13 protein-coding genes are annotated in these 11,885 nt (G+C 58.1%); 1 reads left to right on the plus strand and 12 read right to left on the minus strand.

All coding sequences use genetic code 11. The features are described 5' to 3' along the window. Positions 1–24 precede the first annotated feature (24 nt). A complete protein-coding gene (locus tag KIN_RS14805; RefSeq protein ID WP_159808452.1) occupies positions 25–993 on the plus strand; it encodes a LysR family transcriptional regulator in 969 nt (322 codons plus the stop codon). Here KIN_RS14805 and KIN_RS14810 read toward each other — a convergent pair. The 12 genes from KIN_RS14810 to KIN_RS14865 form a co-directional block, all read right to left on the minus strand. Further along, positions 990–2,171 carry a DegT/DnrJ/EryC1/StrS family aminotransferase gene (locus KIN_RS14810; RefSeq protein WP_159808454.1) on the minus strand — a complete coding sequence of 394 codons (1,182 nt, stop codon included), beginning with the start codon at positions 2,169–2,171 and terminating at the stop codon, positions 990–992. The genes KIN_RS14805 and KIN_RS14810 overlap by 4 nt on opposite strands. A 59-nt stretch (positions 2,172–2,230) precedes the next feature. Beyond that, the gene (locus KIN_RS14815; RefSeq protein ID WP_306439008.1) at positions 2,231–3,565 is read right to left on the minus strand and encodes an NAD(P)/FAD-dependent oxidoreductase; all 1,335 of its coding nucleotides are present in this window, start codon (positions 3,563–3,565) and stop codon (positions 2,231–2,233) included. Then, entirely contained in the window at positions 3,532–4,890 is a 1,359-nt protein-coding gene (locus KIN_RS14820) for a glutamine synthetase family protein (protein ID WP_159808456.1), read from the minus strand. Before KIN_RS14820 ends, KIN_RS14815 begins: the two co-directional genes overlap by 34 nt. Then, the gene (locus KIN_RS14825) at positions 4,883–5,581 is read right to left on the minus strand and encodes a type 1 glutamine amidotransferase (RefSeq protein WP_159808458.1); all 699 of its coding nucleotides are present in this window, start codon (positions 5,579–5,581) and stop codon (positions 4,883–4,885) included. The genes KIN_RS14820 and KIN_RS14825 overlap by 8 nt, the downstream gene beginning before the upstream one ends. Positions 5,582–5,649: 68 nt before the next feature. Then, positions 5,650–6,948, minus strand: coding sequence for a glutamine synthetase family protein (locus KIN_RS14830; RefSeq protein WP_159808460.1), 1,299 nt, complete (start codon positions 6,946–6,948; stop codon positions 5,650–5,652). Continuing rightward, on the minus strand, positions 6,945–7,751 hold the full coding sequence (locus tag KIN_RS14835; RefSeq protein ID WP_159808462.1) for an ABC transporter permease: 807 nt from the start codon (positions 7,749–7,751) through the stop codon (positions 6,945–6,947). Before KIN_RS14835 ends, KIN_RS14830 begins: the two co-directional genes overlap by 4 nt. Then, positions 7,748–8,614, minus strand: coding sequence for an ABC transporter permease (locus KIN_RS14840; RefSeq protein ID WP_159808926.1), 867 nt, complete (start codon positions 8,612–8,614; stop codon positions 7,748–7,750). The genes KIN_RS14835 and KIN_RS14840 overlap by 4 nt, the downstream gene beginning before the upstream one ends. 78 nt (positions 8,615–8,692) lie before the next feature. Continuing rightward, positions 8,693–9,421, minus strand: coding sequence for a transporter substrate-binding domain-containing protein (locus KIN_RS14845; protein WP_159808464.1), 729 nt, complete (start codon positions 9,419–9,421; stop codon positions 8,693–8,695). Positions 9,422–9,446: 25 nt separating this feature from the next. Then, on the minus strand, positions 9,447–10,226 hold the full coding sequence (locus tag KIN_RS14850) for an ABC transporter ATP-binding protein (RefSeq protein WP_159808466.1): 780 nt from the start codon (positions 10,224–10,226) through the stop codon (positions 9,447–9,449). Between the two features lie 96 nt (positions 10,227–10,322). Next, positions 10,323–11,087 carry a phosphate/phosphite/phosphonate ABC transporter substrate-binding protein gene (locus KIN_RS14855; RefSeq protein ID WP_243144939.1) on the minus strand — a complete coding sequence of 255 codons (765 nt, stop codon included), beginning with the start codon at positions 11,085–11,087 and terminating at the stop codon, positions 10,323–10,325. Beyond that, complete coding sequence (locus tag KIN_RS14860; protein ID WP_159808468.1) at positions 11,074–11,529, minus strand: tellurite resistance TerB family protein; 456 nt, start codon at positions 11,527–11,529, stop codon at positions 11,074–11,076. The genes KIN_RS14855 and KIN_RS14860 overlap by 14 nt, the downstream gene beginning before the upstream one ends. A 30-nt stretch (positions 11,530–11,559) precedes the next feature. Next, the gene (locus tag KIN_RS14865) at positions 11,560–11,856 is read right to left on the minus strand and encodes a DUF1330 domain-containing protein (protein ID WP_159808470.1); all 297 of its coding nucleotides are present in this window, start codon (positions 11,854–11,856) and stop codon (positions 11,560–11,562) included. Positions 11,857–11,885 lie beyond the last annotated feature (29 nt).

Consider the following 11,885-nt stretch of genomic DNA (forward strand, 5'->3'; position numbering starts at 1 on the left):
CTGACCCTCGTTGGGGACAGAGCTATGGTGGATACGCCGGGTAAGATCACTCTCTGGCAAATCGAGATATTCGTGGCCTCTGCTGAGGAGCGCTCGATTACGGCAGCGGCCCGTCGTCTGGGCGCAAGCGCGTCGGCAGTCAGTCAGCAGTTGACCAACTTGGAAACCTCCCTTGGTACCCCGTTGCTCAATCGGGGGGAGCGTCCGATGCCCTTGACGCCTGCAGGCGAAGCCTTCCTTCAGCGTGCACAAACAATCCTGAACGAAGCCGCCGAAGCAGTGTCCGAACTGACTTTGCAGGATATGGCGGCGCGGGTGCGACTTCGATTAGGCGTGGTTGAAGATTTCGACGCGGACGTGACGCCATCGCTTCTGATGAGTCTGTCGGAGACGATGCCGCGCGCGCAATTCTTGCTGGAGACTGGTGCCAGCCATCGCCTGCTGGATCAACTCGAGGCGCGGGGCTTGGATGTAGCGATTGCAGCCGAACCCAATGACCTGTCCGGAATATGGGATGTGCTGCCGCTCCTGCACGAGCCGTTTGTCGTTGTGGCCCCGAAGCGCGCCGTGCGCGATGAAGCGAAGATCATCGAAACACTCCGGCAGATGCCGTTGATCCAGTACACGTCTCGCCATGTCATGGGGCGTCAGATTTCGGCCCATCTCGCGCGCACGCGATTGCCTTTATCGCATCGGTTCGAGTTGGACAGCTACCACGCCATCATGGCAATGGTCGCCAAGGGCGAAGGGTGGAGCATCCTAACGCCACTTGGAGTTCTTCGGGCAAAGCGATTTCTGGATCGTGTTGAAACCTTCCCGCTGCCTTTCGAGCCTCTATCGCGGACCATCTCCTTGGTTGCGCGCAAGGACTCCGTCGCCGATATGCCGGAACGGATTGCCGAGACAGTTCGACCGCTGATCCAGAGCGAAATCGTCGATTTCTGTTTGCACAAAATGCCTTGGCTCAAAGGGCAGATGGAAGTTCTGAATTAGCCTTTCACGCGCCGCGCTGCGTCGATCAGAACGTCTGCCACATAGTCGACCTCCGCACGGTCAAGCCGGGCAGGGAGCCGTACGTCGCAGGCTTTTGACAGCATCGCGCGGGTTTTCGGCAACTCTGGAATGTCATCGATGAACTGCCAGTTCCAGAACGCCCGCGCGTTGTCCGTGGACAGACCGAATACGGAAGCGGTTATACCGTTTTCCTTGGCATTGACCATGAAAGACCGCGCCTGATCTTCAGAGAAATCGACCAAATTGAACTGGATCGAGTCCGGTGCTCGCTGTTCCAAGGGCAGAGAGGCAGGCACAGTGAAGTAGCCGCTGTCCTGCAACCGTTTTGCCGCTTGGTCGTGATTGGCGCGGCCCTGAACGACCCGTTGGTCCAACATGTCCAGCTGAGGGCGGACGACGCAGGCGCTCAAATTCTGCATCCGCATGTTGTAAAGGGGTAGCTTGTTTTGCCACGGCTCCGCCGCGTTGCGTACAATCGCATGGCTCTTCCAGTTGTGCTCATAGGCGCCCGACATGATGACGGCCCGGGCGATCAACTCTGGATCGTCTGTGATCAACATCCCGCCTTCGCCTGCGTTCAGCATCTTATAGGACTGGAATGAAAAACATCCGATCTTGCCGAGGGTGCCGATGTTTCGCCCGTTCCATGTCGTGCCAAGCGAATGGGCCGCATCTTCGATCATCGGCACTTCGTTGGTGTGCGCGATTTTTAGGATCGCGTCCATATCAGAGGTATGGCCGCGCATGTGACTGATCAGAATGGCGTCAGCGGTGATAGCCTTCTCTTCAAGATCCGCCAGATCAACGCGGTACGTGCTATCCACCTCCACCAGAACTGGAACACAACCGGCATGCACGATGGCAGACGGCACGGCGGCAAAGGTGAAAGCCGGAATAAGGACACGGGCGCCCGACCGCAGATTGAGGGCTTTCAGCGACAGGAACAACGCCGCGGAGCAGGAGGAGACTGCAAGTGCAAATCGTGCACCCAGTTTTTCGGCGAACGCCCGCTCCAGAAGCGCCGCAGGTGAGGTCTCGGGTGTGGTGTAGCGAAACAGATCGCCACTTTCGAGCAGTGCTTCAATCGCTGCTTGGGCGGAGGCTGGTATCGGTTCCGCGCTGTAAAGATCGGGGGCTTCAACAGAGAAGTCACGCATTATATTCAGTCTTTCGAAAATTAACTTTCCGATTTTATAAAATAAATATCATGAGAAATCTACCCGCCCAAGCGGTCCCGCATCGCATACCATGTCATCGCCAGTGCCAGCAGCGGAGTTCGGAGCGCCCCGCCGCCTGGGAAAGCCCGGGTCGGCAGCCGCTTCAACAGATCCGCGCAGGCGGCATTGCCTGAGACCGCGTCAGCGATGATCTTGCCGACGAACCCGGCCAGCGCAACGCCCTGACCAGAGTAGCCAGATGCCGCCCATATGTGCGGCTCGGGCTGCGTAATGAGGGGCAGGCGAGATGTCGTGATCGCCAAAGTGCCGCCCCACGCATAGTCGATATCGACATCTTTAAGTTGCGGGAAAACTCTGACGAGAGGTTTTCTGACCAATCCCGCAATATCCTTTGGGAATGTATAGCCGTAAGTCTCACCGCCGCCGAAAATCAGGCGCTTGTCTTCGCTTAACCGGAAATAATTGACGACGAAGCGACTGTCGTACACCGCCACATCGCGCGACAGGACCGACTGTGCCAAATCGCCCAATGGCTGCGTCGCGACGATGAAGTTGTTGAGTGGCATCACCCGCGACGCAGTCGGTTTCGTCAGACCCGTACCGTAACCGTTCGTGGCGACGATGATATTCTCTGCACGTATTCTTCCATGCGCGGTTTGGACCAGAGGATACGGCTGGGATGTCACGCGATGGGCGGCGGTCGCCTCGTGAATGCGAACACCCGCTTCAACACATGCCCGCGCAAGACCGAAAGCGTAGCGCAGCGGATGCAGATGACCGGCTCTGGTGTTGATAAAGCCGCCTTCATACCCCTCGCTGCCAACGATTTCTTGCAAAGCGGTGCGGTCCAGCAACTCAATTTCTTCAGAGTCTGACACCTTGAGAAGCTGTTCAACCTCTTCCTGCGTCTCCGAGAATTCACCGATTGTGCGGTCCGCATGGACAAGACCAGGCTTGAAGGATGCATCGGGCGCATGTTTCGCGCACAGGTCTCGCGTCAGGTCTGCTGCTGCATGCCCCATCTCGATCAGCTTTTCGGCGTCTTCGGAGCCGACGGCTTTGGCAAGAGCACGGGGCGCGGCGTTGAAGGTTGTCCCGACTTGCCCCCCGTTTCGCCCTGATGCGCCAAAGCCGACGCGCTGCGCGTCTATGACAATCACGTCCATTCCGGCTTGGGCCGCGTGAAGCGCTGCGGAAAGGCCAGTGTACCCCGCACCAATGACACACAAGTTGGCACGTGCCTCGCCGCGGAGGGGCGGAAACGGGGGCAGAGGGGTCGCAGTCGCCGTATACCAACTGTCGGGGTATTTGCCGTGCTGGTCGTTGGCATAGAGCAAGTTCATACGTTCAGAAGCAGGTGTTCGCGTTCCCATGGGCTGATGACCTGCAGGAACTCATCGTATTCCGCTGCTTTCACAATGCCGTAAACCCGCGCGAAGTCGGGGTGAAGGATGTCATGCAGGTCTGACGCCTCATTGAATAGATCGAGTGCTGAGAACAGACCACGGGGGATATCTTCGACCCCGTCATAGGCGTCGCCCTTGAACATGGCTGTGGGGTCTTTTGCCTGCTTCAGTCCCAGATATCCGCAGGCCAAAGATGCCGCGATGCCGAGATAGGGATTGCAATCCATGCCAGCGAGACGGTTCTCCACCCGGCGCGAGGCCGCGTCAGAGATCGGGACGCGGATGCCAGTGGTTCGGTTGTCGCGGCCCCATTCCAGATTGATGGGCGCAGCGTGGTCCTTTACGTAACGCCGGTAGCTGTTCACATAAGGGGCAAGCAGGGCGATCACGCTGGGCAGATGGTTTTGAAGCCCCGCGATAAAATGCAAAAACGCGGACGTTTCACCGCCGTCAGCGGCAGAGAAGATGTTCTGACCTGTCGCAATATCCGTAATCGAATGATGGATATGCATCGCACTGCCCGGTTCACCCTCAATAGGTTTTGCCATGAAGGTTGCGAAGCAGTCGTGGCGCAGCGCGGCCTCCCGGATCAGACGCTTGAAATAGAAGATTTCGTCCGCCAGTTTGACCGGGTCGCCGTGGCGAAGATTGATTTCGACCTGACCCGCGCCGCCCTCTTGGGTGATACCATCAATTTCGAACCCCTGAGCCTCGGCAAAATCGTAGATGTCGTCGATCACGGGCCCGTATTCGTCGACGGCACTCATGGAATAAGCCTGCCGCGCGGCGGCGGGGCGCCCAGACCTGCCCATCATGGGCTCTATGGAATTGGCGGGATTGAGATTGCGGGCGACGAGGAAAAATTCCATCTCCGGTGCGACGACCGGTTCCCACCCCTCGGCGCGGTACAGCTCGACCACGCGTTTCAGAACGTTGCGGGGTGCCATCGGAATGGGTACGCCATCCTGATCGGTCGCATCGTGGATGACCTGAAGGGTCCAGTCCCCCGTCCACGGGGCTGCGGTTGTTGTTTCGAGATCCGGCTTCAGGATCATATCAGGCTCGGTGAAGCCGTCTTCCCCCGCGGCCTCGCCCCATCCACCGGTGATCGTCTGAAAGAAGATTGAGTTCGGCAGGAAGAATTGCGTTTGCCGTGCAAATTTGGAGGCCGGCACCGCTTTGCCTCGCGCAATGCCGGGCAGGTCTGAGATGATGCATTCGACCTCATCCAGCCGTCTTCCCTCCAGATAAGACTTTGCGGCGTCGGGTATGGAAGTCAGCCAATCAGACATGTTTCACCGTGCGTGACTGTTTGAAAAACGCCGCGATCTGAGTGGCGATTTTCCCGTTATCGTCAGGCTCGGACGCCCGCGCGAGCGCGCGGTCCATGCGATCATCGGGATAGTCCAACGTTCCTTTTCGACTGCTGGCATAGTGTTCGATGAAATCCCCGCCAAACTCCGGGTGGGGTTGTATGGTAAGGGCGCGGTTTCCGTAAGCGAGGGCAGCAGTCTCGCAGAAATCACTGGACGCGATGATCTTCGCGTCGTCGGGAATGCGAATAACCTGATCTTGGTGCCATGCGTTCAGCTTTGCATTGCCTTCGCTTTCAAACCGATAATCCGTCAGACCCACAGACCAGCCCGCCTTAAACTTCTCAACATGGCCGCCGAGTGCTTGCGCGATGATCTGGTGACCAAAGCAGATCCCTACCATTGGCACGGCAGCTGCGTACGCGTCGCGGATGAACTGTTCGAGCGGCGGTATGAAAGGATGATCTTCGTACGCCCCATGGCGCGATCCGGTCAAAAGCCATCCGTCGCACGTATCTACGGTCTCCGGAAACACCATCTGTTCAACATCATAGGCAGCGTAGGTGAACCCGTGCCCATCCAGAAGACTTGCGAACATCTCCGGAAAGTCGCCAAACCGTGCACGTGTGTCCGGCAATGTGTGGCCGCATTGAAGAATGCCGATTTTCATGACCTGCTCCGTCTTCTTTCGCGCAACCTATCGAACTGTCCTCAGGCTGAGAAGTACCCAAGCGCGGGCTATACCCGTTCGAGGGCAAGGCCCAAGGCATCTGTCTCGCTCAACGCTGCAAACTTTGCGAGTTCTTGCCGCTTGGTCCGGGTCAGGTTCTCGATAAGTGTCGCGGGAAAAATCCCGGCGATTTCTGACGACGTTGAAAAGAGGTCGATTGCCGTCTGCCAATCACCAGCCAATTGCGGAAGGTTTTGATTATAGGCGTTTCCGGTTATCGGGGGTGACGGCATATGTTCGGCTTCGATGCCGTTTATGGCCGCCCCGAGGATTGCGGTCAGCATCAGATACGGGTTGATGTCGCCACCCGGTACTCGGTGTTCAATTCGGCGGGCCGCCGGCGGACCCCCGGGGATGCGTAACGCGGTCGAGCGGTTCTCATAGCCCCAGCAGATCGCCGTTGGCGCATGGCTGCCGGGTTGAAGGCGCGCGTAGCTGTTCAGATGCGGCGCAAAAATCAGGGTCGAGGGGGTCATCGCCTTCAGACAGCCTGCGACAGCGTGGTGCAACGCCAACGCGCCGCGCGCAGTACAATCGTCGAAAATGTTATGGCCCGCTTCGCCCATCACCGAGAAATGTACGTGAAGTCCGCTGCCCGCATCTTCGTCGTAAGGCTTGGCCATGAACGTCGCAGCCATCCCATGCTTCCGCGCGAGGCCCTTGACCATATGCTTGAACAGCCACGTGTCATCGGCGGCCTTCATTGCATCCTGATGGGTCAAGTTGACTTCGAACTGCCCAATACCCCCTTCGCTGATGGTCGTCTGAGCTGGAATTTCCATCGCGGCACACGCGTCATAGAGGTCAGTAAAAAATGCATCGAAGGCATCAAGCGTCTGAAGCCCAGTGATCTCGCTCCGCTTCAGGGGCGATCCGGTCAGCGGGTTTTTGGGCGGCCGAAGCAATTCGGCCCCGTCGCAGAGATAGAATTCCAGCTCCGTGGCGGCAAGAACGGACAATCCCTTGTCGCGAAACTTCGATAGGACACGGTCAAGCGCATGGCGGGGATCGCCTTCAAACGGGGTGCCGTCTTCGAGAAACACCCACATCGGATGTAACTCAGACGGATTGGTAAGCCACGGCATTGGCACCGGACCGCGCCCCGTCGGGCGCAATATTCCGTCTGCATCACCGGTGTCGAACAGGAGGGGGCTGTCTTCGATATCCTCCCCCCAGAGATCCAGGTTGAGCACTGACAGCGGCAACCGCGCAGTGCCTTCGCTTAGCTTGTTTACGTCTGAGGCCAGGGTACGCTTGCCGCGTAGCTGACCGTTCAGATCGCATGCGGCATAGCGGATGGTCTTCATCGGATAATCTGTGGTCTGAACCTCAACCGTCGCCTCGCCTCTTGCGGCAAATGCCGGTTCAAGCGGCGATTTATCAGCCCGAAGATGCTGATGATGACGAGCGTCAGCAGAATGAAATACATCGCCAGAATGGGATACGGAACGAACGGGTTGAACGTCTTATCGGCAAAGTAGCTTGCGTAATAAAGGGCGTCGCCCCTTTGCTGCCACGCAGGAAACCCGGCAAAGAACACCAGCGTGGTCGCGTGGAACAGAAAGATCGCCTCGTTTGTGTAGGCGGGCCACGCAAGCCGCAAGGTCGTTGGCCAGACCACGCGGCGGAACTTTGACCAGCCCGTCAGTCCATAGGCATCGGCAGCCTCGACCTCGCCACGTGGGACGGAACGCAGCGCACCATAGAAAATTTCGGCTGAATAGGCGGCGGTGTTGAGGAAAAGCACAACCAATGCACCGGCGGCCGCGTTAGTCAGCCATGAAAAGGTACCGGTCGACTGCTTGAGGTTCAGGAACAGAAAGTAGGCGAGGAAGAATTGGATGAACAGCGGTGAGCCACGAAAGACCAGAATGAACAGGTTCGCTGGTTTGCTTAAAATGGGCGACGCGCTGGCCTTTGCAAGCGCCACGGCATTGGCAAGAAAGAACCCGGCCACAAGCGCCAAAATCCCAAAGTAGATATTCCACAACATGCCCGAGCCGATGAGCGTGAATTGCTGACAAAGCGTGAAATCATCGCGGGGCAACAAGCGCTCACCGATGCCGATGCTGCGCAATCCGTAGGCCTGTATCGTATCCCAGCAACTCATACAGTGCCGCCCATTGTGGCTTGGCCACGGGTGAGACGTTTCATCAGGCGCTCCAGAAAAATCTCCGAGACACGGGTGAAGGCAAGATAGAAGACCAGAAGCGCAAGAAAGTACCAGAGCCGCCAATCTCCGTGAGGGTAATCCGTAAAGCGCGGCGTCTTTGCGCCGCCAAGCTCCCTGGCCCAGTAGACGATGTCCTCGACGCCGAGGAGAAACAGAAGCGGGGTTGCCTTGATCAGAACCATCCACAGGTTGCCCAGACCGGGCAGGGCATAGACCCACATTTGTGGCACGACGATCTGGCGAAAGGTCTGGCGGCGGGTCATGCCGTAGGCAGCCGCCGTTTCGACCTGAGCCTTGGGAACGGCGCGCATCGCACCAAAAAGCACATTGGCCGCAAACGCGCCGAAGACAATGGCAAAGGTCAAAACGGCAATCGCAAAACCGTATATCTCGTGCACCCATTGTGGCGCAGAGCCGAGCGGCAGTTTGGCAGCTTGGCATACGACAAAGTCATTGCCCTGGCGAATGGGTTGATCCCAATCCGGACACAGCACTTGATGGCGTATCCATTCGAAGCCTTGATCCAGCGCGATCACGAAAAACAGGAAGAAGGCGATGTCGGGCACGCCGCGCACGATGGCGATGTAGCTGCGCCCGAACCACCGCAGCGGCAGCACCGAAGATCGCGCGGCGACCGCGCCGCCAAAGCCGAAAATCAGGGCCGCCGGGGCTGTGATGGCCAACAGGATCAGAACCGTCCCGAATGACCAGTAGAAGGCCATATGCTTTCCGGTCGTCAGATAGCAACTGAGCCATTGCAGGCCAGCAAGGGTATCCGGATCTGAGCAATAGGAAAAAATGGCGGGCTCTTGCGCTTGAAGGTTTTGCGTATGCCCCGATGGGCAGGCGAGCGGCCCGAGGGCCGCCCGCTCGATGTCTTAGAACGTGGCCGAACCTGGCAGGTGTTTTTCGATCAGCGCATTCAGGGATCCGTCGTCCTTCATGGACTGGATGGCTGCGTCGAACTTCTCTTTCAACTCGCCGTCGCTTTCACGCACACCAATTCCGATGCCGCCGCCCAGCAGTACATCCTCGCCGACCAGCGACAGATCGGCCTCAGCTTCCGCGATGGGCTCCAGGAATGCCTTGTCCGCCAAAACCGCGTCGGCCTCGCCGTTTTTTACGGCGGCGACGGTCTCTTCAGGTGTTGCAAATTCGACCAGCGTGGCACCCGAGGCTGCGATATGGCTGGCCTGAATGGTGTTCGTTTGAGCGGCAATAACCCCGCCTTCCAGATCAACGTCGGCAGATGCAGCAAGATAGGCGGAGGGATCAGGCTGGGTGTAGTTTTGGGTGAAGTCGATGACCTCGTCACGCTCGTCGGTGATGGACATGCCCGCGATGATGGTGTCGTAGTTGCCCGATACGAGGTTGGGAATGATGCTGTCCCATTCGTTCGTCACCCATTCGCAGGTCAATTCAGCACGCGCACAAAGCTCATCGCCCAACTCCCGCTCGAACCCGTCCACTTCCCCGGCATCATTTATGAAGTTGTAGGGAGGGTAGGCGCCTTCGGTGCCCATGCGGATGGTTTTGGCGTGGCCGTCGGCCAGTGCCATGCCCGCTGACAGGGCAAGAGCGGCAGTGGTCAGAATGATATGTTTCATGGTCGTCTCCTTGTTGAACGGTGTGTTATGCAGGAACCGTCGCGCTGAGAAACTGCTTCAGACGCTCGGTGTGTGGGGATCCGAAAAGTGTTTCGGGCGGGCCTTCCTCGGCGATCAGACCCTGGTGCAGAAATACGACGTGATCGCTGACATCAGCGGCCAGCCGCATGTCGTGGGTGACGATGATCATTGTGCGCCCCTCAGCGGCCAGATCCTTGATGACCTTCACCACTTCCTGCTCCAACTCTGGATCAAGGGCAGAGGTCGGTTCGTCGAAAAGCAGCGCTTTTGGTTCCATGGCCAAGGCCCGCGCAATGGCTGCACGCTGTTGTTGACCGCCCGAAAGCTGAGCGGGGTAGACGTCGCATTTGTCACCGATCCCGACTTTGTCCAGCAGGGCGCGCGCGCGGGTTTCCACCACCGATGGATCTTCGCCCAGAACAGTGACGGGCGCTTCCATCACATTGCGCAAAATGCTCATATGCGCCCACAAATTGAATTGCTGAAACACCATGGACAGGTTCGTCCGGATGCGTGTGACTTGCTTTGCGTCTGCCGGACGTCTGTCGGCAGGGCGACCTTTCCACTTTACGGCTTCACCGCAAAACAGAATTTCGCCCTGTTGGCTGTCTTCCAGCAAATTTGCGCAGCGCAGTAATGTGGATTTTCCGGAACCGGAGGACCCGATGAGTGACACCACTTGTCCCGCAGGCGCAGTCAGGCTGACTCCTTTCAGCACCTCAAGCTCCCCATAAGCCTTGTGCAAATCGCGTAGCTCAATGACTGGCGTGTCCGGTGTCGTCACGTGGTCCGCTTATGTGTTGTCCCCGATGCCGCAGTAATCCCCAAAATTGGTCTGCGTGCAACGTAATTTCGTGGAATTGCTGGTGTCTGCGGGATGTTACGCAGGGGCAGGGGGCGTGGGAACAGCGAGATAGGCGTCCAGCGGGATCGTTGTGATGCCGGTGATCCCCAGAATGTCCAAATCTTTGGCGCTGAGTGTCGCAAAGCCATGATCCAGCGCGGCGCGGATTACGCTCGCGTCCATGGTGTTCGATGTAATATAGGGCAGAGCAGGCGACGGGTCGGTCTGGCCGATCACCGTCAAAGCGGCCGCGAAAGGATCGTAGCGCTGAATGAGGCGCCATGTCAGCACATCGATCGCGGCGATATCCGCGTGGCTGTCTGCGACGGCTTTCGCGGACGCTCTGTGAGAGCCGGTGCATGTATGCTTGCCAAAACTGAACCCATGGGTGGTAGCGTAGGTTTGCGGTGCGGCCCATCCGCTTTGGGACATGGGATCATTATAGGCGAGAATCTTCTCTGCGAATTTCTTCGGGGCAAGATGGCCGTCTTCCCGCCGCACCGCAAAAACACTGAAATACTGCCCTTCGGGACAATCGGGGATAGCCAGAACAGGCGACCCGACAAGCGAGACTTCTCCCGCCAAACGCGCGCGATAGGGATAGCCACAGGTCTGGGACAGAATGAGATCGCTGCGGGTCCAGTCGGACCACGGATCACCGCTGCGCGTCAAATGATCTGGTGCGATCAGGTTGTTTTGCCTCAGATAGTCCCGAATGCTGCGCCAAATCCGGTCGTAGGCGTCTGCGGTTTCCGGCCGATCATACATCGGAAACGACGCAAAACCTTCATTCTGCAGCATTTTTGTGGCGGGATTGCACGCGTTGGCGGATGAGCGCGGACTCGAGATCATTCACCCCCAAGAGCGGCGCGACAAGACGCAGGATACCGTCTTCTTCCGCCTCCCGCGCGCCATCTGCAAGCACCAGTTCCCAGAGTGCCTCCACAACGGTTTCGCGGTCTTCGTGAACGACTGCATCCTTGATGGTCCGGGTGAACTGAACGGTGTCCGCGGCATAGGCCTCGATTTCCTCCGCTTCCTGCCGCAGTGTGGCGGCACCTGCCGTATCCAGGCCGTACCGGCGCATGATGATCGCATCGATCTGCTGAATTTCGCTGTCCGCGTAATCCATATCGGCCTTCGCGATGCGGACCAGTAAAGCCGTCAATGAGAGGCGTGCATCCGCGTCAGGTGTTTCAGACGGGCCGGGCGCGGCGAGGCGTTTGAAAAAGTCAGAAATCATTGATGTGTTTTATCTTCCCTGTAAATCGCTTCAGACCGGGTCATATCCCTCGACAATGACGAGATCGCCATCCGAGACCGGGTCCCGGATCTCTTTCGCCCGCTGATATTCCGGGCTTTCATAACATGCGACAGCGGTGGCGAGGTCCTTGAATTCGATGACCACGGTTCGTTTCTTGGCAGCGCCTTCCCGGACCTCCTGCGTGCCGCCGCGCACAACGAAGCGCGCGCCGTACTTGGCAAAGGGCTCCGCATTTGCGGCGCGGTATGCATCATAAGTGTCTGCATCGTGAACATCTACATGGGCGACCCAGTAGGCTTTGGCCATGATCTTCCCCTTTTTGTGATAGGCGGGCC

It is taken from the genome of Litoreibacter roseus (assembly GCF_009811795.1).
Lineage (GTDB): Bacteria > Pseudomonadota > Alphaproteobacteria > Rhodobacterales > Rhodobacteraceae > Litoreibacter > Litoreibacter roseus.

Bases quoted from the DNA above. Each gene is read 5' to 3' on its own strand.
- KIN_RS14810 (WP_159808454.1), bottom strand. From the start codon at position 2,171: ATGCGTGACTTCTCTGTTGAAGCCCCCGATCTTTACAGCGCGGAACCG.
- KIN_RS14865 (WP_159808470.1), bottom strand. From the start codon at position 11,856: ATGGCCAAAGCCTACTGGGTCGCCCATGTAGATGTTCACGATGCAGAC.
- KIN_RS14805 (WP_159808452.1), top strand. From the start codon at position 25: ATGGTGGATACGCCGGGTAAGATCACTCTCTGGCAAATCGAGATATTC.
- KIN_RS14825 (WP_159808458.1), bottom strand. From the start codon at position 5,581: ATGAAAATCGGCATTCTTCAATGCGGCCACACATTGCCGGACACACGT.
- KIN_RS14860 (WP_159808468.1), bottom strand. From the start codon at position 11,529: ATGATTTCTGACTTTTTCAAACGCCTCGCCGCGCCCGGCCCGTCTGAA.
- KIN_RS14855 (WP_243144939.1), bottom strand. From the start codon at position 11,087: ATGCTGCAGAATGAAGGTTTTGCGTCGTTTCCGATGTATGATCGGCCG.
- KIN_RS14845 (WP_159808464.1), bottom strand. From the start codon at position 9,421: ATGAAACATATCATTCTGACCACTGCCGCTCTTGCCCTGTCAGCGGGC.
- KIN_RS14815 (WP_306439008.1), bottom strand. From the start codon at position 3,565: ATGGGAACGCGAACACCTGCTTCTGAACGTATGAACTTGCTCTATGCC.
- KIN_RS14835 (WP_159808462.1), bottom strand. From the start codon at position 7,751: ATGAGTTGCTGGGATACGATACAGGCCTACGGATTGCGCAGCATCGGC.
- KIN_RS14820 (WP_159808456.1), bottom strand. From the start codon at position 4,890: ATGTCTGATTGGCTGACTTCCATACCCGACGCCGCAAAGTCTTATCTG.
- KIN_RS14830 (WP_159808460.1), bottom strand. From the start codon at position 6,948: ATGAAGACCATCCGCTATGCCGCATGCGATCTGAACGGTCAGCTACGC.